We start from the raw sequence: 20,023 nt of genomic DNA, 5'->3' as shown, positions 1-20,023 counted from the left end.
TTGCTCTATTTGGTTGCCGACACCGGCAACTTCGCTGGGGTGGGCGGCAGATCTGCATTGATCCTGGCCTGTACGTCCTCCCATGCCAGATCGGGATTGATAATGCCGTAGCGCCGCATTTCACCGAATGCATCCTCTTTTGACAGCATTCCGGCTTCAACCAGATTGGCCAGGGCAAGCAGGAACGGCCCGGCGGCTTGCAGCACTGCGCCAGAGGAGAAATCGTCGAAGATATCGATGTCGCCTACATATTCACGCTTCACCCATGCGTGCATGATGCCAACGGCGTTGTCGAGCGCGTCCTCCAGGCCTTCAACCATGCGCGACAACTGGCACTTCGCCTCGTCGTCCTCAATGTTGTTCTGGGTGGCGGTGGTCGACACCTGCGTCTCAACCAGCAGCTCGGCGCCCATAGCGCGCATCTGCGCCTCCAGATCCTGCAGCGATTGCCGGCCGGCCTCGATGGCGGCACCAGTGTGCTCGACATACTTTGCGTCCCCGCCCTGCGGCAGCCGGAGCGCGGATTTCGCCCCGATGCTGACATCCCCCCCCTCGTCCAGGCCAATCAGCGCCAAAATCGGGACGCGAGCCGTATGAAGGATCGAATCCTGATCGCTGGACGACTGCCAGTGCTTGATATTCAAGTCGGCCAGGTCGCGCAGCGGCGGCACGGCGGTCATGAAGCCCGTCCGACGCGTGTAGAACGTCACCAGCGGGATGCTACCGAGCGACATCGGGCCGTTTTCGTGCAACAGCCATTCATCCTTATCGTTTTTGCGGTAAGTTTCCCACGCGCTGGGCGTCAAAACGCGGATTTGCTGGATAAATCTGGTGCCGAAGTCGCCAGCTGGCTCCTCGACACTCTCCATGATGCGCACCATCACCGCGACCTCGGCGCCATTCGCCCCCTTAGCGCTGCGCCAGCCGATGACCTGAGCCGGCTCGATGTGCACCAGATAGGGCCGCACACCAGCGGCAGCCTCGGCCGCCCTGGTCGGGTACAGCAACTTGCCATCTTTGTCCGTCGTCGTAGGACTCTCGATCAAGATATGCGTCAGGCCGTATTTCAGGCCGGCCGTCAGCACGTTGTGCGCGAAAACCGTGATGTTGTTGCCGCACAGGTCGATGTTTTCGAGCCACGTCTCGGCATCCGAATCAAAGCCGGTGTGCGTCACAGCCTCGGCGAACGGCTTGGCCGACATGTTCTCTAGCGTCCGGCCCAGTCCGTTGAACAGGGTCGATGTTTTGACCCTGTAGTCATAGCTATCGTCTGATTCGCGCGGGAATTTGGGCAAATAGACCTCGCGCGCCTTACGCATGGCCGCCGTGCCACCGACCAGCGCGTCGATCTTGCGCCAGTCGCTCTGCATCGCTGCAACTGCGTCCGACGTATCGTTGACCTTGTTCACCATGTTTTCCTTGCAATTAAATATCCAGTTCGACTACACCGGCTGTGCGCTTCATGATCGGGTAGCGCTTCACGAGGAAATACCCGTTAGCGTCACAGTTCGAGACAATTGGCGACTGCGCATCAAGCTTGAAGCAGCCGATATCAGGCACTGTCAGGCAATACACCTCGCGAACGCCTTGCGGGGAAACATCCGTCACAAAACCTCCTCGTGCTGTAACGGTTGGCAAGGAACGAGATTGCGCACTTCGTGCAGACGCGAGTAACGTCGTCAACGCCGCTCTGCCGCCTTGAATGCGCCTTACATGCCTTGGAGCAGTATTTGACATCGCCATTCTTGACGGTACTACTTGCCTCAAACTGCTTTCCACAGCATGAGCAATTCGCAGAATGTGTTGCCCGAAGCGCAGCGACGGTTTTCTCATACTGCTCTGCATGCCACTTCTTGCCGGCATCGGATCCGTGCCAAGCCTTGGTGCGAGCCTGGTAGGTCCTGCCCATTTCAGCAATTTCATCAGCCCGCTCATAGCCATGTTCGCGGTTATGCTCATCACCGGGCAAGCAAAACAAGTTTTCAGGCTGGTTGTTGCTGCGGTCGCCGTCGCAATGGTGTACGTGATGATCTTCATGAATTGGTCCGTGCCACGCAATCCAGACTGCCCGGTGGAGTCGCTTTTCGCCGTCGGACGCTGAGTCTTGGAAGTATTTCCCGCAAAGGTAGTAGCGCCTACCCTCAAATTCTTGGCAGGTTGTACTAACGACATGCACTCGTGGCCCATCAGGTCTTTCGCTTGAATCCATTCGCCGCTCCTCACAAGAAAAAGATGATCTTGCGAGCATTCTATAACGTAGCCATTCGCAATGGTGATCTTAACCGTGAGCTTTGCACCAGTCTTACCTGCGCCACGGTAAGCAACCCACTCGCCACTAGGGCCGAGCACCTCGCCAGCGAAGGGCAACTCATCGAATCGGTAGCAACCGGCACGCGTCTGCACTACCGTGTCTGCAGTGAAACATGCGTGGTCATGGCCAGATTTCTTGTCCGGCTGGCCGTCGGCGCCCCACACCTGCTGCTCCAGCGCCTCGGTGGTGGTCGGGCACTGGTCGGTGTTGATCTTCCAGCGGCGCTCGCCCTGGGCATTCAGGATCATCCCGTTATAGGCGTTGACCCGATCCTTGACCGCAGGGTTTGAGTGGTTCACTTCGAGCAGGAAGCCCGCCTGGCGCAAAATGGACAGGTCGGACTCGCTCGCGTTCTTACTGCTGGTGTTCTGGCCGGAGGCATCCGGGAAAATCTTCACCTGGTGGCCTTTGTCCTTGAAGTCTTCCTTCAAGATCTTGGCCATGGCCGGTGTATCGCGCACCTGTACGCGCTCGGCCAGCGTGCGCGGCAGCCCTTCCCGGACCACGTTGATGCAGGCAGTCATGTTCTGCACGTTGAAGTCGAGGCCCACCATTAGCGGCTCACCGGGCAGGATGATCTCGTTCGTATGGTTCAGCGCGCGGTCAAAGTCGGCGTATACGCTGCCGCTGGTCAGGTTCGTGAACTTGCCGCGTAAGTACGCATCGATCAGCGCCGGCGGGTAGCTGGCCATCAGCGATGGGATATAGTCATCTGGCAGGTTCAGCTCGTTGTCGAACGTGCTCGCCTGGATCAGGCCGTACAGGCTGGCCAGCTCAGGCTTGTCCCGGATGGCCTTCACGAACTGCTGATAGACGAACTTGAAGCCCTCGGGCGTCGTCGTCACGTCGATGCCGTTCATCAGGCCCGGCACCTTGTAGCGCATACGGGCGATGATCTTGCGCCAGGCCGTCTGCGCCTTCTTCAGCGGCATCACGTCCAGCTCATCGATCAGCGCGTGGCCGATCTTGAAGCCGACGATGGTTTCCGGCTTCTCCATCGAGCGACAGATGACCGTGCCGCGATAGCGCCGACCCTCATACACCTCGACCTCGTGGTCGCCCTGCTTCACCTTGATGCGCAGGCCCATCGCGTAGGCCACCTCCTCCATCGTGGGATAGAAGATGTCGCGGATCTGCGGATAGGTCGGCGCGAAGTAGCCCTGGTTGATGCCTGGCCACTGCCAAAAGTGGGCGCATATGCCGGCGCAGCCCACAAACGTCTTGCCGGAGCCGAACCCGGCCACGTAGGCCTTGAACTTGTGCGGCAACTGCAGGAAGCTCGATTGCGGTACGTTCAGGTCAAACTGGATTGTCGTCATGGCGCTTGGCGTCTTTCACGCCGAAGGTGATGGCGACAGGTGTGGGCGCCTGATCCGCCTGCTCGGCCTTGCCCTTGTTCACATAGATGTCGCCCACTTCCTTGGCGGCCTGCTCGTAGAGACTGGCCACCAGAGGCAAGTTGCGCATGTTCTCAGCCTTCTGCGCCAGGCGGCCCAAGCCACGCAGGCGAAACGCCTTGCTGGCAATGGGGATTTCCTCGGCAGTGGCGCGGAACTTGGTCCGCGTCTCTTCGAAGATCGTCCGCCACTTCTGGCTCAGGTTACGGCCGACGTACGTGTTCGGGTCATAGCAGGAGACCTGTTGGCGGCTCACATCGAGCCCGAATTCCTCTTTTACCGCTATCGACACCTGCGTGGGCGCGTCGAAACAGGCCAGCGCATTGACGATGAACAGCTTCACCTCGTCCTTGAGTGCGGCCATGTTTTAGTTTCCTGTAAAGCAACGTAAAGGCTACGCAGCCTTTAGAAGACACGTTCCGCACGCCCTCGCTATGTTGATTTTTGCCACTTCTGGCGCCGTCTTTGCCGCGTCGATGATGCGCTGCACGTCCTCGCTGGCGCCGTAGCGCCGGACCACGCCGACGAACTCTTCGACGTCATGAGCACGCATGCACAGCTTCGGCAGTCCGTACTTGTTGAAGGCCGGTGCGCCGAAGTCATCCATCTCCTGGGCGATGTGATAAAGCTCGTGCTCGACCAGCGCGCAGAATTCAGCGTCACAACAAGTCAGGCAATACGATGCGTCCAAGGTAATCAGGAAGTCCGGCACGGCGCCGAACCAGTCGACCATCTGCTGTTGCTGCCGCCCCTTCTGCCACGGTCCACAGCGGAACGTCACTTCCTCGCACTGGCCCAGCACGGTGCGGCCAGCCTTCACGAAGCCCATCGGCGCCCACAGGAACTGCACATCGGCATATTCCAGATGGGCGTGGTCTTCGTTGTAGAGCGCGCCGCCTTCGGTGAGGATGGTGGCGCGGACCCACTTCAGCACCTCGGGCGCGGACATGTACCGATTGTTCAGCGGGTCGGTGAATTCGGTCGGCGGCATCGGGCGCGTCGACGTGGGCGCTGCGGAATTGCGGCTTTTCTTCATCCCGACCTACTAGATGTAGTGTTTGGTAGTAATTTCAGCGGTCTCAGCCCGGCGATTTCCGACACTTTCGCTCGCGACCTACTAAATGTAGTGTTTCAAGCGATTTCGACGTCGAGCATCACAGGCGGCATCGTTGCGCCCACCACCCACAGCCGCACGGCGCCGCCGGAGTTCAGCGCAGCCAGCTCCTCGGCGTCGGGGCGCCAGTACGACACCACGGCCGGCAGGTCGCCCACATTCGTGCGCGTGATCGGGAGCGCACCGCACGGCAACTCGGCTTGATCCCAGCCTGTTGGCGCGCCGAGCACATCGTTGTTCGATGGATGTTGCACTCTATTCATAGTATTTCGAAGGTAGGAAACGATTGATGTAAATCAATTCCGATGAATTTTCTTTCGGCATGATTTAGCTTTCCATCAAGCAATGTATGCGCATGCCAAACGAATCTGAGTCTAGATACAGACCGGTGTCGATCTCCCGCCCCGACAAGGAAACTGAAGAAGTCATCGAGGACGCTGTACGTATGGCTGTGGAAGTTGGTATAGCAGCCGCAGAGGCATATCTGCAGAAACACGACGTAAGTAAATGGACTTCATTGCGTGTGCTAAGCCAAGATCCTACTGTGCGGCGAAAGCCGCGCTGACTCTTCACACGCAGCTACTTCGCAGATGCGCTAACCGAGCAGCCAACGGGATCAAATGCGCTTCGTGTGAGTCTTCAATCTGTTGCTAACAGAAACACAATAAATTATGCAGTGTGCAAGTAAAACAAAAGATGACATACAATTAATTTCAATTTATTGATCTGAGTCGCAAAAAATGAAAAATTTTGAGGCAGGTTTTACTAGCCGATTCAGAATATATGCTTCAGCAAATGATATCGAACTGCACGGCTTTCTACAGTTGGTCAACAAGCATGTCACCATATTTTGTGAGCCTATTGAAGTCTGTACCGACAAGTACTCATCTGTTCCTCTGAGGAAAATTACTTTCGCGGTCCCCTCATCGTCCAACCTTACATGCGCTATTGTCACCAAGTGGCTAATTTCCTTGAACGTAATCGGCGGACAGGTTGTTAGGGACGAACTTGAGAAATAAAAAAAGCCCGCACCCAAGAACGGGGCAGGCTTCAGTTTTACTCTCACGAGCAAAGTGATCAAGAAACTCAAGACGAGCAGATACGATGCCGGGATGGGTACTGTCGCGAGTTCCAGCTATCGGCGCTCGACGCGCGGAGTACCAGAAGAATTTTACTAAGGTTCAACTACAATCATACCACTAAAATACTGGCTGTAAACACAGCAATAAAGATTTTTCTAAGCTAGATATCCAAGACCTATCAACTGCGAAGCAACTTTTGGGGTTGCCCGGTCATCAGTCTATTTGAGTCCAAATTCAAAGTAGGCTAAACTGCATAACACGAAGTTTGACAGATGAATACAACATGAAATGCGTTACTAAAGGCCTGCCTGGCTCTCTCCGGCAAAGTCTTGAGGCACGAGGCGACATCGTAAAAATTCCGTAATCAAGAGCGCCACGTACTGGGGCACTACCAATGAAACCGTATGGCAAATTACCTTAAAAAATGATCAGATCATTGTGGGGAAAATTGTCAGTCTCGGGCATCAAGCATATAGACTGGACGGGGACATTTCTGTCTACTTTAGCGTAGACATTGTCAAATATATGGTTCCATTGATGACGGATGATAGGTAGAAGTCAAGCCAGCAGCCGGCGCGCGCGCCATTCGTGACTAGTGGCAATAGCCTTAAGCTCACTGATCATATCTTTGACACGCTCACGTTCAAATCCACCAGCACACGTTACCTCAGCTTCGCCGACGCCAGCGCAAGCCCTACATGTACGCAAGCTACGCGATGCTATGCCCGTGCCATTGCAGTCTTTACACTTCCCATCTAACCAATACGCCAATGAAGCGGCAGCAACGCGTCTGTAAAGATGATGAGCAGTATAGACGTCTCGTTCAGACTGAATTCGAACCCAACCGCGACTGCGGCCCTTCTTGGTGACCTCCACTTCCCAGATCCGAAGCAAATGCACCAGGTTACTGGAGTTTCCTTCAAAGAGCTTATTCACTGTTCCATCAGCGTACTTCACGCGACAGAGTAAAGAACCAAGATCTCCTGCCAGTGCTGCAGCAGCAATCGCGTCCAAATCATGATGGAAAGCGTCATCCATCAAATTCGATGATTGCAATGACGCTACAAATTTATCTGCGAAACCCATGGCCCACTCCTGTCAGAATTCGACAATCGTAGCATAGGATTTCAGCCGCCTGGCAGAGGCAAGCGGCAGGAGCAACGCACGCTATGCACTGATCACTTTGGCGAAAACAAAAATCTTCAATAAGTACCCGGCACCAGGTTCGCACACTCAGCGCCAAGCTGATATGCAGACAAATTCTCGAAGGTTGTTGCTGCAATTTCTCGCATCGCCTCTATCGTAAAGAAACCTTGATGTCCGGTAACAAGCACGTTCGGGAAAGTCATAAGGCGCTGGAAAATGTCATCCGTGATGATGTCGCCTGACCGATCCTCAAAGAAGAGGTTGCTTTCCTGCTCGTACACATCAATGGCCAAGGAACCAAGCTGGCGCGCCTTCAACGCTTCAATCACTGCCTGGGTATCGATGAGGGCGCCACGGGAAGTGTTGATCAGCATAGCGCCCTCCTTCATCAGATTTAGCGTATCCGCATTTATGAGATGGTGAGTATCCGTGGTAAGTGGACAATGCAATGAAACGAAGTCCGATTCAGAGAGTAGTTCCGACAACTCGACCATTTCGCCGAATGCTTCAAACGCCGCCGATGGGAACGGATCATAGCCCAACAGGCGGCAGCCGAAACCGTTAAAAATCTTTGCGGTCGCCAGGCCAATTTTTCCTGTTCCGATGATACCCACCGTCTTCCCGTGCAAATTGCTCCCTAGTAGACCGTCGAGCGCAAAATTGCCTTCGCGCACCCTCGCATAGGCCCGGTGAGTTCGGCGATTCAGCGTCAGCGTTAGGGCCAGCGCATGCTCAGCAACAGCTTCCGGTGAGTATGCGGGCACGCGAGCGACAAAAAAGTCCAAGCGCCTTGCGACATCTATATCGAGGTTATTGAAACCTGCGCAACGCAGCAAGATCGCACGAACGCCAATGTGAGCAAGAGCATGCAGTACTTCCGCGTCAAGCACATCATTTACGAATACGCATATTGCCTTACAACCTTGAGCAAGAGCTACCGACTGCAAGGACAAGGATTCAGTGTGAAAACGCATCTCCACGGCATCACTAGCATCGCGTTGATCTGCTTTCTCATTGAGAAAACGGCGATCATATGGTTGGGAGCTGAATACAGCGATTTTCATCTTAAAGATCCTTTGCACGAACGCAATTTGTAATTGTTAAAGAACGACTACATAGGAGATTACTCCTTTCCAAACTGTATGACCACCCAGTTGGGAACCTAGCGCCGAGGACTGCCGGCCGGAGAAAAAAAGAACGTACGACCTGAATCGTGCGACACTGCACGAGATTACAGGTCATTCGGGATGAGTACGATCCGTAGGGCAATTTTTCAACGTCAAGCCCGTGCCTAAGCAAGACCGTTCATCTTGCAGTGCTGCTCTTGCGACACCTTCACGCAGCCCGGCATCCATCAGCACAAGAAACGCGAACTCCAAGCCGTGTATTCTTTTCAGATATATCCCGGCAGAAATCAGTCGTAACGTTTTTACAGTGGCATCGTCGAACATAGCACCCTCCCTGTTTCAGTAGGATGCGACAGGTAGAGGTCCAGGTGTTGATCCGTATCAAGCAAGTGCCAAAAGCTCGCCGTGCTTGGCACCTCCCATAGAGGAATTGCATGCGACGCAAAGCTGCAGTAAAGGTTCCAAAGGTGCTGGCCGCGGTTGCAAAACCGACAGCTGCGGTGTACGTCCGCATGTCTACAGATAATCAAAATCATTCTATTTCACATCAGCTGCATTGCATCTCCGAGTACGCGGAGCGCCATGGCATAGATATTGTCAAGACATACACCGACGAGGGCAGGAGTGGACTCGATTTTTCCTCACGCCCTGGCCTGCGTTGCCTGATCGAGGACGTACAAAGTGGCGTGGCGCCATTTCAATCGATTCTTGCCTATGACATTAGCCGCTGGGGACGGTTCCAAGACTTGGACGAAAGCGCCTACTACGAATACATATGCCGCCGCGCCGGGGTAGCCATCGTATATTGCGCAGAAGACTTCGAGAACAATGGATCTTCGGTCTCGTCCATAATTAAGAGCGTAAAGCGCGCCATGGCTGCCGAGTACAGCAGAGAACTCTCGTCCAAGGTTTTTGCAGCGCAATGTCGGTTCGTAGAAATGGGGTTTAAACAAGGTGGGCGAGCGGGATTTGGATTGCGCCGGATTCCTATCAGCTCAAGCGGCAAAGCCAAGCAGGCACTCGGATTTGGCGAAAGAAAGAACCATCCTACAGACCGTGTGCTCCTCGTCCCTGGCCCAAGCGATGAACTTGAGATTCTTCGAGGGATCTTCGACTGGTACGTGCTGGAGAAGCTAAGTGAAAGCGAAATTGCTTTCTTGCTGAATGCAATGGAGGCGCCTCGCGAATGCGGGCGCGCTTGGACCCGCGACTGCGTTCGAGACGTGCTTACAAATGAAAAGTACATCGGCAACATCATCTACAACAGAGCTTCTTTTAAACTCCGAAAGCATCACATCGAAAATCCAACGTCGATGTGGATACAAAGAATCGGCGCCTTCCCTCCCCTTATCCCGGTTACCCTTTTCCGCAAAGCGCAGCAAGAACGCAAACATCGCCTCGCTCCGATTCCAAAAGAAGAACTCCTGGCAATGCTGCGCAATTTGCATGAAAAGCATGGAAAGGTAACAACCATGCTAATTGACCAGGATGATGCACTTCCAAACTCACAGATGTTCGCTTACTACTTTGGCACCATGCTGGAAGCCTATGCACTTGCAGGGCTGCCACCTACCAACGAACATAAATTCGTGGCCACCCGAAAAATCGTACGAACTGTTCGGGCAGAAACGCACGAACGAATTGTGGAGCTCATTGCGAATACGGGTGTTAGCCAAGTAAACGGGTCATCTCGCAATACTTTGCTGCTCGATGATCGCTTTGTCTTGAAGATCACAATAGCAAGATGCCTGTACGAAAAGCAGGCCCCTCCTCGCTGGCGTATACGACTGGATGAAGAGTCCAGATGCGACTTTGTTCTGGCAGTACTCCTTGATCTTGAAAACACAAGAGCAAGTACTTTTTATCTATTCCCGAAGGCAGACTTCCTCAAAGTGCAGATCACGCTAACTGAAGCCAACATACATAATATGGAACAGTATCGATATCCATCGCTAAAAACTATCTTTGAAGGACGTCCCACAACAAACATCCCACCTCACTGCTAAAGCAATGCTTTGGTTCCAGAGCACATATCGCAGTTAAGGAAATCGAAGAGATCACAGCCAAATCTTTAGGCAAGCATCACAACGTGATTATCAAAGTGTGCAGTCAGGAGCAAGGGCCGCCTACAAGGAGACCAAATGCAACTTGTCTAGCACGCGCCCATTGTGGTCTAGATCCATCGACCACACTTCAAGTTTCGACTTTCACGCGGGGTTTCCAGAAATGCAATTTTGCAATTGTAGCGTTTCAATCACCCAACGAATAGCAAGCAATACACGCATGGAAGGTCCAGTAGTAAAGTAGCCTTGATCTTAGGTGATGGCCTGGCGGCGGTCGAGTCAATTGCGGCGACCCGTGCATATATTGCGGCGAGTCGGTCGGAAATTGGAGTAAGGGACACGTGAGCCTATACAGCTTTTAATTCAGGTCAGTGTGATTGAGGACCACGAACGTCTGCAACTAAATTCGTAAGTGATGCAACTTCATTAAGCATATTAACTGCCCTGCTTGCGCCTTGTAAAAACCGCCCGGGCAAGCACCACAATTCCCGCAACGATACATCCGGCCACACTTACGGCGGCACCAAAAATGTACCACGCCACATCGAATCCGTGACTATAGAATGTTCCGATAAATAGCCCACTCACCAGCCAGATTAACATCGCCAATTTAAGCAAAAAGTATTTTACTTTACGGATCGGGCGACCAAGGCGCATCTGTTGAATGGCGGCCATGCCCATGACTAAACAAGCCAAGCCAGCTGCAATTATCAAGCGTGAAAACGAATACTCCATGTCGCAAACCTGACTTGTAGCTGAGCCGGCGGGCCCAGAGATTAAAAGACCGGGGGCTTCAGTGCAGCAGCCCATTATCGATTGCAACGTCGCTGCCGGCCTGAATCCGCATTATGGAACTTGTGCGGCCAGACGAATTGGCGAGCGTCCAGGCGTCCGCTACTGGCCGCTACCGGACGATAGCAATATCTCAGTAAAGGTCTTATTGCCATCCTGATAAAAATAAATTTCTCAAGCCCTTATATCACAGCGGCAAGGCGCAGATAAATTCTAAAGTGGCAAGGGGCCTGTACAAATTCTTCCCGTGCAGGACGGTGCGCCCCCATGTGCCACCCTTCACTCTTCAGCGCCATCTACCCCTATCGGCGCATTTCTGGCGATCTCGTCCAGATTTTCAAGCACCGTGTTCGTCAGGGGAACACTAAGCCCGCGCACGAGAAGGTCAAGCAATCCGATTTCCCGCATCATCGCTTTGCGCTCATCGTAATCGGGATTTTCTGAGTAGTGGAGTACATCCACAGTCTCAAGCACTTTTTCTACCGAAGCGCAAAAATCGGCAAGCTTGCCATATTGCATGTACTGAATCGCATAACTGGCTGAAATAAGCGCATTTTGTGCAAGATCGCCCTCGATGTCGCCAAACTCCTCGCTGTCAGGAATTTCCGAATCAAGGGTCGCCAGCATATCCCCCAATACCTGTTCATCTTGAAAGCAGACCACCCCATTCAATGACAGTTCGACCATGTTCAAAAAATACCGGGACCTGTTTTCACCATAGCGGACATCGAATTGCTCCATCAATGGCGCCTGGCGCTTGATGAAATTGATCAATACTGCAACATTTTCACGCTGCGAGAGCCTGGCCGCTGCATCAATGACGTGCTGACCATATTTATTTATAACCAATTGCATTTCAACCTCTTTTTTCTTTGGCGTTCCTGCCACGGAAGGCAGGGCAACGCTGCTATTCCGACGCGATCCCGCATCATATACCGGAGCCGCCCCCACCGCCCTCGATCCTGCTTTTCTTTTTGGTTTGAACCGCCCACAGCTTGAATTTATCATCCATGGCTTCGGCGAGAGCGATCGCCCTGACGAGCGCCTCGGGATTGTCTGCTTTCATGTTTTCAGGCAGCCTGTGGTAGTCATGCGGCTCGTCCGCATTGAATATCCCTGCCAAATGCGCATTCACCCTGAGAATGAGATGCAGCGCTCGCCAGCAGATGGGTCTTTCGATCCCGGATAGATCCTGGTCGCATTGAGACTTCGGAATTTCTTTTCCTCCGACCCAAAGATAAGGAACAAATGAAAATGCAATATCATCGTAGTTGGACTGCGATTTATCGTAATACGGATCAGAAAAAAGCACCCGCCACTTGGGTACTTCCGAAAAACTGAAAGATGTCATCACAGGCCGGAACAGGCGTTGACTCATATCGATATCTTCCATGCAGGCAGGCGGTATCGTATAGAACCTTGCAAAAACCTCCAGCAAATAACCCACATTCACCGGAACATTTTCAATAAATCTCGCCATCACAAAACCTTGCTCTTGCGATGGATTGAGTGCAGGGATATAAAATACATCACCCGGCTTCACGCTTTTCCCTGACAGTTTTATCATGGCTTACTCCTGATAAGAATGGAACGGGATCAGTTCCGCCATTTTCAATTTTGCAACAAACGCACGATTCCGGACAAATCGTCCTGTGCCGCAAACCACGCCGCCTGCCAGCGCTGCGTGCGCTGTGCCTGGATGGATTCCGGCGCGCACCACGGCGGATACACGCGCAGCGCGCGCTTGCCGCCCTGGGCGGCGCGCGACATCACGCCGCGCTCGATCAGCACGCTGCGCGGGAAAATGAAAAAGCCGTGCCGCGCGCCAACGTCGTCAGCCACGGCGATGATGACGATGTCGACGGGGTCCGCTTCATCCAGCGGGGCGATGTCGGCGTCGGGATGGGGGCGCTTCCAGACGGTGACGAACTGGCCGATTTTCGTCGGCGTGGTTTTCGCCACGCGCAAGACCAGGCGCTTGCCGTGCAGCTCGGCGCGGCAGGCGCCGTATTCCACGCTTTCCGCTTCCGGCACAGGGGCTTGCGGCAAGCCCAGGAAAGCCCAGGGACTGGCCTTCATTGCGCGCTGAACTCAGCTGCGGCCTTGGCCGCCCACAGCGCTTCGGCGTGGCTGGCGAACGGGCTGTCATAACCGTCGACCTTGCCATCCTCGTCGACAAAGTACAGCCACCAGCCGTCGCCCTGCTCGCGGATGGCCGTCTGGCCCGGTGCGCAATGGGATTCGATGGCTTCGCCGTCGGCCAGGGTGGCGATGCGGATGCCGCGGTGAATAAGATGCTGGGGTGTCATGGCAAAATATCTAATGCAAAATAAATAATGGCGATAGTGTAGCCGCCGCGGCCCATCCTGGCCAGTGCGCTACACTGTTCTTTCACACGGAGGACGACATGGCATCACAGCAAGGCACGGTGGATTTTTTGCTCGACCAGATGACGGGCGCGGGCGGCGTTAGCGCGAAGAAAATGTTTGGCGAGTACGGATTGTATTGCGATGGCAAGATGTTCGCCATCGTTGCCGACGATCAGCTTTTTTTCAAGCCAACGGAGGCAGGCAGAGCCTGGATCAGCCAGCTCGGCACACTACAGGAGGCACCGCCCTACCCGCAAGCCAAACCGTATTTTCTAATAAGCGGTGAACTATGGGATGAGCGCGAATGGCTAGTGCAACTTGCACAGCGCTCCGTAGCGGAACTGCCACTACCAAAACCCAAGTCGCACCCAAAGCCAAAAAAATAGTATCGGCTTAAACAAATGCCAAACCTGACGAACTCATAATGATTCAGTCTTTACTATTGGTCTTCGGGAGAGTACGGGGTACTTTTGGCGGATCCGCCTCCTTGTCGAGATCGGAAAGGGAGAGACCATACTTGCGCATAATCGACAGAATCATTATTCGGGCGTTCACTACGTCGTAGCGCCGAGCCACTTCAGCTTCCACCCGAAGGTCTACGACACTTTCCTGATATCGTTTACGTGATGTTGACATTAAAGAAATCTTTCGAATCAACAGTCAGGAAGTGAGTTGGTAAAACACTACCCTAATTGCCCTTGCCCCCGTATGAATAGATCCCCCTAGCAGCTAACTAGCGCTAGTTTCCATCCACCAAGTTCGCTAGGTATTCCCAGAGTCGCTATCTCGATCCCAGATACGGGAATGAAAGTACACCCGGCCGATAATTCCTCGGCAGCTTGCTCGGGAGATTGGTAACTGCCAAGGCTCTCATCATTAAAAACTGCATGAAATAGTCTATTTTTTGGGTTTTGGTCTATTCGAGCCACCCCTTTGAGGGTTTGAAAAGTGTATAGAGTCTGCATATCTCTCTCCTTTCGTTTTGATCTAAGTCCAATGCTTCAGATGTCGCTACGCAAAGACGTGATCAAATTTTAGCCAATATTGCCCTATAGAATCTAACGAATAATTACGGTCACAACGTGAACAAGGCGGCATTGAAAATCTGCTCGAAGCAGTCGGCGAAAGCCACAGGTAAAGCCCCTTTAGCCTAAATGTGCGCTTTGGGCGCCAAATCCAATCAGTCATTCAAATCAGCGGCCAAGATACCTCGCCGTCGCCTGCGCAGCTCAGCAGCACGGCCTAGCAGAGACTAGCGGCGGCGTGCCAAACAGAGCGCCGCCCACTTCGACAATGCTGGACCAGCCCAGCAGCTCGGCCAGGCGTTTGTTTGCTGCGATTTCGTTTTCTTGATTTTTCATTTGAAGCCTTTTAAGCCGTTTTTTCTGATGGGTACGTCACTTCGTAGCAGCCATGGCCCTTGCGCAGTGCGGCGGTGCCTCTGGCAAATCCTGAGTGGCATTCGCAGCCTGGACGCTCGGGCGTTTCCCCCTGTGCGACTGCCAATCGAAGACCACCAGCCTGCCGCCGCCCTCGCGCAATCGGTCAAATGCGCGCTCGCCCAGGAACTGCTCCAGGCCGGCCGCATCGAGGTTGCTGATGACGATGGTCGGGCGCGCCGCCTCGTAGCGACCGTTGATGATTTCGAACAGGATCAGCTTTTCTGTGTCGCTGCCGTGCTGCACGCCCACCTCGTCGAGGATCAGCAGATCCGGCTCGACCAAGTCGCGGATGGCCTGAGCCTCGGTGCGCCCGGCGCCCTTTGCGTAAGTTTCCTTGACGGACCGCACGGCGCGCATCACGGACGTGAATACCGCTTGGCGGCCGTGGCCCATGATGTGATGGGCGATTCCCACGGCCAAATGCGTCTTGCCGGTACCGACATCCCCAGCGAAGATCAGGCAGGCGCCAGTGGCCCGTGCATCTTCGAAGTTCTCGGCGTAACGGGTGGCCACGGCCAGCGCGCGCTCGGCGCCGGGGCAATCCGGCCGGTACGATTCGAGACTGCGATCGGCAAAGCGCTCGGGAATAGCGGCACGGCCGAGCTTTGCGCTCCATTCGCGCGCCTTGAGCTCCTGGCGCCAGGCGGCGCGCTGCTCGGCCTCGCGCACCTGATCCTCGACGTTCATGCAATCCGAGCAGCCAGACCAGGAGCCGCGAATCAGCATCGCGGTGTACTCGCCATGCATCGGGCAGCGCTCGATCTGCGCGCTGGCGAAGCGCTTCTTGCCTTCAAAAGGTGCCATCTGCCCCAACGCCCTTGTGGTAATCCTGCTTGCCAAAGTTTCCATGAATGACCCCTTTCTGTGTTTGCGTAGCACCGACTGCCCAATCGGCCTTGTAGTGCTCGCCTGGCCCGAAGAACGTGGCCGGCTGTTTCGTAAATTGCGGCTCAGTGCGCGACAGCAGAACGTAGTTCGCGTACCGCTGAACGCCGGCAAGGAGCGCTTGCGCCGGTACGCCCTCCTTCCGGCGGGCCGCCCAGGCCTTGTACGAATCCCTTTTGCTTGCCCCTGGACGCGGCGGGTACGCTTGCCAGGCTGTTTCGAACTCTTTGGGGTATGGATCGGGAGGCGAAGCCGACGAAGGTTTTAGGTTTACTGGTTTATGGTTATTGGTTATTGGTTCTTGGTTATTGGTTGGCAATGCGTCTGCATTGCCTTCGCTATGCGTCCGCATAGCATCCGTACTGCCCCCCTTATTCCATCGCTTGTTGGCGGCATCTGCTGCTTTCATGCTTTTGTCTTTGAACGCAGCTATCTCGGCATCGCAGCGCTTATGCACCCAGCCTGCGTCCGTTGCCTGGAAAAACTCCTGCAGGACGATGCGCACAGCATCCTTCTCTTCATCCGAGCGAGCGCGCACCAGGCGGAAGAGTCCCGTTTCGTCGTTCGACAATGGGGCTTCCGTGGTGTAGTAGCGATCCATCAGGCGACGGTATGCACCGTCCTCCAACAGAGAAAGATGTGCGGTATCGGTGGTGTAGTCGCCAATGTGGTGGCTGTAGTAGTTCAAGGTCGGGCCTCCTGCACGCGCGTTGCGCCGAACAAAGCGGCTACCAGCGGATCACCCACTGCGCCAGCCTTGCGGATCCAGTACTTGCTGCGCCAACGCGCCTTCATCGAGTCATAGCGGCCGTCCTTCTTAGCTTTGGCCTCGAAGCGCAGGCGAATCTGGCGCTTGGTCAGGTGCTGCAGTTTGCACGCCGCGTCTGGCAAGTTACCGACGGCATATACGGCCATGGCGGCGCCTGCGCGCGGGTGCGGCTTCCAGCTGGCGATGTAAATCTTGCGATCAGCGTGCAGCAAGCGAATCCAGCGCAGCACTGTCGCTTGGCTGACGCCTGACTTGATGACGATATCGGCCTTGGTCCCGGGCATGGCGCCCAGCACGAATTCACGGAAGTTAATTCGCGTCATGTGTGTTCCATATTTTGTTTTTGGTCATTGGGAACTGCAGCGAGCAGGCCCATCGACCGTAAAATTTCGTGGGTGCGGTTCACGGCCGCGCGAAAGGCAGCCTCCAGGGCGGCCAGCGACAGATCAGCCGGGCGCGGGGAGCGACCGTCGAGCACGTCGTGGCAGGCGCTGCAACCAAACGCGGCACAGGTGTCCGGCGCCTTCAGGCCCATGCCCTTCCCGTCCACCAGGAAGTTCGAATGGCAAAGCACGGTGGTGTCAGGGTCGAAGTTGCAGACGGCCAGGCGCAGTGTGCAGTCCTGGCCGCGCGCGGCGCGCCGGATCGGCGTCGAGCGCGGGCCTTTCGTCGTCATGCCGGCCTTGCGCTTCGGCGCCGTGCGCTGGTGCGACTGCACGGAGAGCATGCCGGTGCTGGGCATGGGCGAGGTGCGCTTGAGCTTTGACGCTTTGCGCGCCTCGATGCGCTCGCCGCGCGCGAAGGCTGTGCGCTTCATCGGCCTGGTGCCGGGCTCAATGGGAGACCGGCGCATCATGTTAGGATTCCCACTTTTTTAAGGGATTTCATGAGCGACCCCAGAATGCATCCGATGTGGGGCGTGTGCGACCAGATCGGTTTAGCTGAGGCCAGGCACCGCCTATTCACCGAGAACCACGTGGCCACAAGGCAAATTATTTCGGCCTGGATAGAGTCGGCCGAACGCGAGGAGCGCGCGATGGCCGAGCAACGCCAAGAGGCACTTAACGAAAGAAGTGTTCGAGCTGCGGAAGCGTCAGCCGCTTCGGCGGCCCAATCCGAAAAGACCTCAGCGGCATCAGCACGTGCTTCGATTTTCGCTGCCGTAGTATCCTTCTTCGCGCTACTGGTGGCAGCTGCTGCATATCTCAAATCGTAGGTCACAGTTCAGCCTCCGAAAAAAGCCTCGGTTGCACGGCGCCGTTCGCATAGACCGTGTCCATGATGGTCGTGGCGATCGGCTCGTCACCGTCCCAGCCCTGCGGCCATGTTTGCAGCGTGATCAGCTCGCGGATGCGCGCCTCTTCTTCCGCGTTGATCAGGTCGATTTCGGGCCGTCCAGTGGCGCGCGCCACAGCATTGACGGTGGCCTGGATGGTCAAGATGCGGTCAAGGCCCATAAGCCGCGCCTCGAACGTCAGCGGCCCCATGCGCTGCGGATTGGCCGCCACCGCGCCGGATTTGAGGACTTCGCGCCCGGCTTTGCGCAAGCGGTGCTGTGGCTCACGTAGTTCGCGCCACAGCGGCTTGATGCCCTTGAGCGGTGCCAGGTAGGACCATTGCGGGTTCAGCAGGATCGTATCGAGCGCTTTGTCTTCGGTCGCCAGCGGGCAACCGATGCAGCCGGTGCGCGCGTTGACCTCTTCGGCCTCGTCACCACCATAGGCGTCGGCAATGATCGCCGTGCTCCAGTCGCCGAATTCGGCCTCTGGCGCCCAGTGGCGCAACCACTCCCACACATGGCAGACGCGCCAGTGCAGCAGCGGCGCCAGGGTCGACAGGCGGCCGCGCAGGCCTTTGGCATTCGGCAGCACCTGCTGATACCAGCCTTGGCCGCACTCGGCGCCGTCCTTGCTGCAGCTCATTTCGATGAGGCGATCGCGGATGGCGCTTTCGCCCTGGCGCACGCCGGTGATCATCAGGATCTGGCCGTCAAGCTGATCCAGGCGGTCGCGCAGCGCCTGCTCCATCGGGTCGATTTTGATCTGGCGGGTGCACCAGCGCAGCGTGTTATTGTTCGGCGGCGGCACGCCACGGCCGAGGATATAGACCATGAAGCGCTTATTCATCGGCGCCGTAACGACCTCCACACGGATGCCGCGCTCTTCCAGCTCATCCATGATCTGGCGCGCCGCGATGGCCAGCGGCGGCAGTTCCTGGCGCGTGTCAGCGTAAAAGACCGTCAGCGACTTCGGGCGCGCGATCTTGCCAGTGTCGAGCAGGTAGGTGATCAGCGTCAGCGTGGCGCTGGAATCTTTGCCACCCGACCAGGCAATGCCCCAGTGCTCATGCGTGGCGCCGTAGGCCAGCAGCGACTGGATAGTCAGATCGATGGAATCGGTCATTTGCAGGCGCTGGGCGCCGGCTGAGAAAATGTCAGCTTGGTTCATGGCCGGCACTCCACAATCGCCGCATCATCAGCCGGCACGCCGTTGGCGATCGCCATGGCGCGGTAGCTTTCGTGCAGTGCGTGGCCGCCGTCGCCCACGGTGACACTGAATTTCTCGGTGCGCTGGCGCAGTCGCACCGCCAGGTTGTTGTCGGCGCCACGCAGTAGGAAGCCCGCGCAGATGGCCGGCTTGGCGCTACCCGACTCGTGGCAGCCGAAAGTGGTTTGCGACATGTCGTGCGCCGTGTGGGCGCTGTGGCGGAATGCCTCGGCCGGGAACTCGCCTACAGCGTCGACGCGCCATGGGCATTTGGCGCAGGGCCGGCGACGATACCCGCCGCTGCCGCCTTTGACGGTCACGACTTGGTTGTTGGCGTCGGCCGGCCGGATGTTCGTGATATGTGCGGTCATGGTCAATCCTCCATCGCGCGCTTGATGCCAGCGCCATCAAGGCCTGCAGCCTTGCATCCCAGGCGAGTGGCGTGGAAGTAGGTCATTTCGTTGGCGGCACGGCCAGCCGTAGCCAGGCCAGCGGCCACCAGGCGTTGCATTGCCTCGTACTGCTGGCCGCTGCCGGTGGCAAAGTAGTTACGCCAGCCCCACTTGGATTTCGGGTATTGCTTCACGGCGCCCAGCATGTGCTGCAGCTTGGCGAAGTCGCCAGGCATGATTGCGTCGCGAACAGCTGCCAGCGCGCAGGCAGCGCATTTGCCGTGCTGGGCCAGCTGCTTCGCGGTGCTGGCCTTGCCACAGGCGCAGATCTTGCGGATCAGCGAGAAGGCGGGCGTAGCCTGGTTCGCCAAGTGGTGGCGATCGGTTTTTGAAAGGTCCGGAATCATCATGATACGATGTCCTTTTTATAAAATTTGGATGCCAAATGAACGCTGATCACGAAAAAATGCAGGCGAAATACAGGGTCTGGAAGGATTTGACTGAAGCCTATGAGGCCCATATTTCTGCCATGTGGGCGCAAACTGCGGTGTTTGACGACGAGTTCAAAGACCTGATCAAAAGGATGGAAGTGGCACACGCGGAATTTATGGCGGCGTCCAAGCCCTTCATTAGCTAATTGCTGCATAG

General features: G+C 55.9%; 25 protein-coding genes and 1 pseudogene. 4 read left to right on the top strand and 22 right to left on the bottom strand.

Features of this window, described 5'->3' with window-relative positions:
- Nucleotides 1-5 precede the first annotated feature (5 nt).
- The 9 genes and pseudogenes from O3298_RS10625 to O3298_RS10590 all read right to left on the bottom strand — a co-directional run bounded on the left by O3298_RS10625 (nucleotide 6) and on the right by O3298_RS10590 (nucleotide 8,501).
- Entirely contained in the window at nucleotides 6-1,412 is a 1,407-nt protein-coding gene (locus O3298_RS10625; protein ID WP_305059277.1) for a DUF4055 domain-containing protein, read from the bottom strand.
- 140 nt (nucleotides 1,413-1,552) lie between these two features.
- A complete protein-coding gene (locus tag O3298_RS29160) occupies nucleotides 1,553-2,209 on the bottom strand; it encodes an HNH endonuclease signature motif containing protein (protein WP_369811583.1) in 657 nt (218 codons plus the stop codon).
- Between the two features lie 227 nt (nucleotides 2,210-2,436).
- Nucleotides 2,437-3,630: pseudogene (locus O3298_RS29155) on the bottom strand (terminase large subunit domain-containing protein); the annotation flags it as partial.
- Nucleotides 3,611-4,072: a DUF2280 domain-containing protein gene (locus O3298_RS10615; protein ID WP_305059275.1), complete on the bottom strand. Its 462-nt coding sequence runs from the start codon at nucleotides 4,070-4,072 to the stop codon at nucleotides 3,611-3,613. The pseudogene O3298_RS29155 and the gene O3298_RS10615, both read right to left, overlap by 20 nt.
- A 30-nt stretch (nucleotides 4,073-4,102) precedes the next feature.
- Complete coding sequence (locus O3298_RS10610) at nucleotides 4,103-4,744, bottom strand: putative metallopeptidase (protein ID WP_369811542.1); 642 nt, start codon at nucleotides 4,742-4,744, stop codon at nucleotides 4,103-4,105.
- 95 nt (nucleotides 4,745-4,839) lie between these two features.
- Nucleotides 4,840-5,085: a hypothetical protein gene (locus tag O3298_RS10605; RefSeq protein ID WP_305059274.1), complete on the bottom strand. Its 246-nt coding sequence runs from the start codon at nucleotides 5,083-5,085 to the stop codon at nucleotides 4,840-4,842.
- A 1,377-nt stretch (nucleotides 5,086-6,462) separates the two neighbouring features.
- Nucleotides 6,463-6,990, bottom strand: a complete 528-nt coding sequence (locus tag O3298_RS10600; RefSeq protein WP_305059273.1) for a hypothetical protein — start codon at nucleotides 6,988-6,990, stop codon at nucleotides 6,463-6,465.
- Between the two features lie 116 nt (nucleotides 6,991-7,106).
- On the bottom strand, nucleotides 7,107-8,114 hold the full coding sequence (locus tag O3298_RS10595) for a 2-hydroxyacid dehydrogenase (RefSeq protein WP_305059272.1): 1,008 nt from the start codon (nucleotides 8,112-8,114) through the stop codon (nucleotides 7,107-7,109).
- Nucleotides 8,115-8,288: 174 nt separating this feature from the next.
- Complete coding sequence (locus O3298_RS10590; protein WP_305059271.1) at nucleotides 8,289-8,501, bottom strand: hypothetical protein; 213 nt, start codon at nucleotides 8,499-8,501, stop codon at nucleotides 8,289-8,291.
- A gap of 110 nt (nucleotides 8,502-8,611) precedes the next feature.
- Here O3298_RS10590 and O3298_RS10585 point away from each other — a divergent pair, with 110 nt between their 5' ends.
- Nucleotides 8,612-10,183, top strand: coding sequence for a recombinase family protein (locus tag O3298_RS10585; protein ID WP_305059270.1), 1,572 nt, complete (start codon nucleotides 8,612-8,614; stop codon nucleotides 10,181-10,183).
- A gap of 492 nt (nucleotides 10,184-10,675) precedes the next feature.
- On the opposite strand, the gene O3298_RS10580 is transcribed toward O3298_RS10585, so the two are convergent.
- The 5 genes from O3298_RS10580 to O3298_RS10560 all read right to left on the bottom strand — a co-directional run bounded on the left by O3298_RS10580 (nucleotide 10,676) and on the right by O3298_RS10560 (nucleotide 13,341).
- A complete protein-coding gene (locus O3298_RS10580; RefSeq protein ID WP_305059269.1) occupies nucleotides 10,676-10,975 on the bottom strand; it encodes a hypothetical protein in 300 nt (99 codons plus the stop codon).
- Between the two features lie 336 nt (nucleotides 10,976-11,311).
- A complete protein-coding gene (locus O3298_RS10575) occupies nucleotides 11,312-11,887 on the bottom strand; it encodes a hypothetical protein (RefSeq protein WP_305059268.1) in 576 nt (191 codons plus the stop codon).
- Between the two features lie 73 nt (nucleotides 11,888-11,960).
- Nucleotides 11,961-12,599, bottom strand: coding sequence for an Imm26 family immunity protein (locus O3298_RS10570; RefSeq protein ID WP_305059267.1), 639 nt, complete (start codon nucleotides 12,597-12,599; stop codon nucleotides 11,961-11,963).
- Nucleotides 12,600-12,643: 44 nt separating this feature from the next.
- Nucleotides 12,644-13,111 carry a MepB family protein gene (locus O3298_RS10565; protein WP_305059266.1) on the bottom strand — a complete coding sequence of 156 codons (468 nt, stop codon included), beginning with the start codon at nucleotides 13,109-13,111 and terminating at the stop codon, nucleotides 12,644-12,646.
- Nucleotides 13,108-13,341: a hypothetical protein gene (locus O3298_RS10560; RefSeq protein WP_305059265.1), complete on the bottom strand. Its 234-nt coding sequence runs from the start codon at nucleotides 13,339-13,341 to the stop codon at nucleotides 13,108-13,110. Before O3298_RS10560 ends, O3298_RS10565 begins: the two co-directional genes overlap by 4 nt.
- A gap of 98 nt (nucleotides 13,342-13,439) precedes the next feature.
- Here O3298_RS10560 and O3298_RS10555 point away from each other — a divergent pair, with 98 nt between their 5' ends.
- Nucleotides 13,440-13,787, top strand: coding sequence for a TfoX/Sxy family protein (locus O3298_RS10555; RefSeq protein WP_305059264.1), 348 nt, complete (start codon nucleotides 13,440-13,442; stop codon nucleotides 13,785-13,787).
- 843 nt (nucleotides 13,788-14,630) lie between these two features.
- Here the strand turns inward: O3298_RS10555 and O3298_RS10550 are convergent.
- Genes O3298_RS10550 through O3298_RS10530 form a run of 5 tightly spaced genes read right to left on the bottom strand, consistent with a single transcriptional unit; the run spans nucleotide 14,631 to nucleotide 17,314 of the window.
- Nucleotides 14,631-14,762 carry a hypothetical protein gene (locus O3298_RS10550; protein ID WP_305059263.1) on the bottom strand — a complete coding sequence of 44 codons (132 nt, stop codon included), beginning with the start codon at nucleotides 14,760-14,762 and terminating at the stop codon, nucleotides 14,631-14,633.
- A 36-nt stretch (nucleotides 14,763-14,798) separates the two neighbouring features.
- The gene (locus tag O3298_RS10545) at nucleotides 14,799-15,692 is read right to left on the bottom strand and encodes an ATP-binding protein (RefSeq protein WP_305059262.1); all 894 of its coding nucleotides are present in this window, start codon (nucleotides 15,690-15,692) and stop codon (nucleotides 14,799-14,801) included.
- A complete protein-coding gene (locus tag O3298_RS10540; protein ID WP_305059261.1) occupies nucleotides 15,634-16,416 on the bottom strand; it encodes a YdaU family protein in 783 nt (260 codons plus the stop codon). Before O3298_RS10540 ends, O3298_RS10545 begins: the two co-directional genes overlap by 59 nt.
- Nucleotides 16,413-16,820, bottom strand: a complete 408-nt coding sequence (locus tag O3298_RS10535) for a hypothetical protein (RefSeq protein ID WP_305059260.1) — start codon at nucleotides 16,818-16,820, stop codon at nucleotides 16,413-16,415. Before O3298_RS10535 ends, O3298_RS10540 begins: the two co-directional genes overlap by 4 nt.
- Nucleotides 16,817-17,314: a nuclease domain-containing protein gene (locus O3298_RS10530; RefSeq protein WP_305059259.1), complete on the bottom strand. Its 498-nt coding sequence runs from the start codon at nucleotides 17,312-17,314 to the stop codon at nucleotides 16,817-16,819. The genes O3298_RS10535 and O3298_RS10530 overlap by 4 nt, the downstream gene beginning before the upstream one ends.
- A 69-nt stretch (nucleotides 17,315-17,383) precedes the next feature.
- Between O3298_RS10530 and O3298_RS10525 the strand changes: the two genes are divergently transcribed.
- Nucleotides 17,384-17,713, top strand: a complete 330-nt coding sequence (locus tag O3298_RS10525) for a hypothetical protein (RefSeq protein WP_305059258.1) — start codon at nucleotides 17,384-17,386, stop codon at nucleotides 17,711-17,713.
- A gap of 1 nt (nucleotide 17,714) precedes the next feature.
- Here O3298_RS10525 and O3298_RS10520 read toward each other — a convergent pair whose 3' ends face one another.
- From O3298_RS10520 to O3298_RS10510, 3 genes are read right to left on the bottom strand one after another with little or no spacing between them, the layout of a single operon-like run.
- Nucleotides 17,715-18,944 carry a phosphoadenosine phosphosulfate reductase family protein gene (locus tag O3298_RS10520; RefSeq protein WP_305059257.1) on the bottom strand — a complete coding sequence of 410 codons (1,230 nt, stop codon included), beginning with the start codon at nucleotides 18,942-18,944 and terminating at the stop codon, nucleotides 17,715-17,717.
- Nucleotides 18,941-19,354: a DUF6283 family protein gene (locus tag O3298_RS10515; protein WP_305059256.1), complete on the bottom strand. Its 414-nt coding sequence runs from the start codon at nucleotides 19,352-19,354 to the stop codon at nucleotides 18,941-18,943. The genes O3298_RS10520 and O3298_RS10515 overlap by 4 nt, the downstream gene beginning before the upstream one ends.
- Before the next feature lie 2 nt (nucleotides 19,355-19,356).
- A complete protein-coding gene (locus tag O3298_RS10510; RefSeq protein ID WP_305059255.1) occupies nucleotides 19,357-19,785 on the bottom strand; it encodes a hypothetical protein in 429 nt (142 codons plus the stop codon).
- 35 nt (nucleotides 19,786-19,820) lie between these two features.
- On the opposite strand from O3298_RS10510, the gene O3298_RS10505 reads away from it, so the two are divergent.
- Complete coding sequence (locus O3298_RS10505; protein WP_305059254.1) at nucleotides 19,821-20,012, top strand: hypothetical protein; 192 nt, start codon at nucleotides 19,821-19,823, stop codon at nucleotides 20,010-20,012.
- Nucleotides 20,013-20,023: the final 11 nt, after the last annotated feature.

The organism is Janthinobacterium sp. SUN137 (assembly GCF_030587265.1).
Lineage (GTDB): Bacteria > Pseudomonadota > Gammaproteobacteria > Burkholderiales > Burkholderiaceae_D > Janthinobacterium > Janthinobacterium kumbetense.
This window is presented reverse-complemented; position numbering and strand designations above follow the sequence as displayed.

Excerpts from the sequence above, each read along its gene's own strand:
- O3298_RS10625 (WP_305059277.1), bottom strand. The coding sequence starts at position 1,412 with ATGGTGAACAAGGTCAACGATACGTCGGACGCAGTTGCAGCGATGCAG.
- O3298_RS29160 (WP_369811583.1), bottom strand. The coding sequence starts at position 2,209 with ATGGATTCAAGCGAAAGACCTGATGGGCCACGAGTGCATGTCGTTAGT.
- O3298_RS10615 (WP_305059275.1), bottom strand. The coding sequence starts at position 4,072 with ATGGCCGCACTCAAGGACGAGGTGAAGCTGTTCATCGTCAATGCGCTG.
- O3298_RS10610 (WP_369811542.1), bottom strand. The coding sequence starts at position 4,744 with ATGAAGAAAAGCCGCAATTCCGCAGCGCCCACGTCGACGCGCCCGATG.
- O3298_RS10605 (WP_305059274.1), bottom strand. The coding sequence starts at position 5,085 with ATGAATAGAGTGCAACATCCATCGAACAACGATGTGCTCGGCGCGCCA.
- O3298_RS10600 (WP_305059273.1), bottom strand. The coding sequence starts at position 6,990 with ATGGGTTTCGCAGATAAATTTGTAGCGTCATTGCAATCATCGAATTTG.
- O3298_RS10595 (WP_305059272.1), bottom strand. The coding sequence starts at position 8,114 with ATGAAAATCGCTGTATTCAGCTCCCAACCATATGATCGCCGTTTTCTC.
- O3298_RS10590 (WP_305059271.1), bottom strand. The coding sequence starts at position 8,501 with ATGTTCGACGATGCCACTGTAAAAACGTTACGACTGATTTCTGCCGGG.
- O3298_RS10585 (WP_305059270.1), top strand. The coding sequence starts at position 8,612 with ATGCGACGCAAAGCTGCAGTAAAGGTTCCAAAGGTGCTGGCCGCGGTT.
- O3298_RS10580 (WP_305059269.1), bottom strand. The coding sequence starts at position 10,975 with ATGGAGTATTCGTTTTCACGCTTGATAATTGCAGCTGGCTTGGCTTGT.
- O3298_RS10575 (WP_305059268.1), bottom strand. The coding sequence starts at position 11,887 with ATGCAATTGGTTATAAATAAATATGGTCAGCACGTCATTGATGCAGCG.
- O3298_RS10570 (WP_305059267.1), bottom strand. The coding sequence starts at position 12,599 with ATGATAAAACTGTCAGGGAAAAGCGTGAAGCCGGGTGATGTATTTTAT.
- O3298_RS10565 (WP_305059266.1), bottom strand. The coding sequence starts at position 13,111 with ATGAAGGCCAGTCCCTGGGCTTTCCTGGGCTTGCCGCAAGCCCCTGTG.
- O3298_RS10560 (WP_305059265.1), bottom strand. The coding sequence starts at position 13,341 with ATGACACCCCAGCATCTTATTCACCGCGGCATCCGCATCGCCACCCTG.
- O3298_RS10555 (WP_305059264.1), top strand. The coding sequence starts at position 13,440 with ATGGCATCACAGCAAGGCACGGTGGATTTTTTGCTCGACCAGATGACG.
- O3298_RS10550 (WP_305059263.1), bottom strand. The coding sequence starts at position 14,762 with ATGAAAAATCAAGAAAACGAAATCGCAGCAAACAAACGCCTGGCCGAG.
- O3298_RS10545 (WP_305059262.1), bottom strand. The coding sequence starts at position 15,692 with ATGGAAACTTTGGCAAGCAGGATTACCACAAGGGCGTTGGGGCAGATG.
- O3298_RS10535 (WP_305059260.1), bottom strand. The coding sequence starts at position 16,820 with ATGACGCGAATTAACTTCCGTGAATTCGTGCTGGGCGCCATGCCCGGG.
- O3298_RS10530 (WP_305059259.1), bottom strand. The coding sequence starts at position 17,314 with ATGAAGCGCACAGCCTTCGCGCGCGGCGAGCGCATCGAGGCGCGCAAA.
- O3298_RS10525 (WP_305059258.1), top strand. The coding sequence starts at position 17,384 with ATGAGCGACCCCAGAATGCATCCGATGTGGGGCGTGTGCGACCAGATC.
- O3298_RS10520 (WP_305059257.1), bottom strand. The coding sequence starts at position 18,944 with ATGAACCAAGCTGACATTTTCTCAGCCGGCGCCCAGCGCCTGCAAATG.
- O3298_RS10515 (WP_305059256.1), bottom strand. The coding sequence starts at position 19,354 with ATGACCGCACATATCACGAACATCCGGCCGGCCGACGCCAACAACCAA.
- O3298_RS10510 (WP_305059255.1), bottom strand. The coding sequence starts at position 19,785 with ATGATGATTCCGGACCTTTCAAAAACCGATCGCCACCACTTGGCGAAC.
- O3298_RS10505 (WP_305059254.1), top strand. The coding sequence starts at position 19,821 with ATGAACGCTGATCACGAAAAAATGCAGGCGAAATACAGGGTCTGGAAG.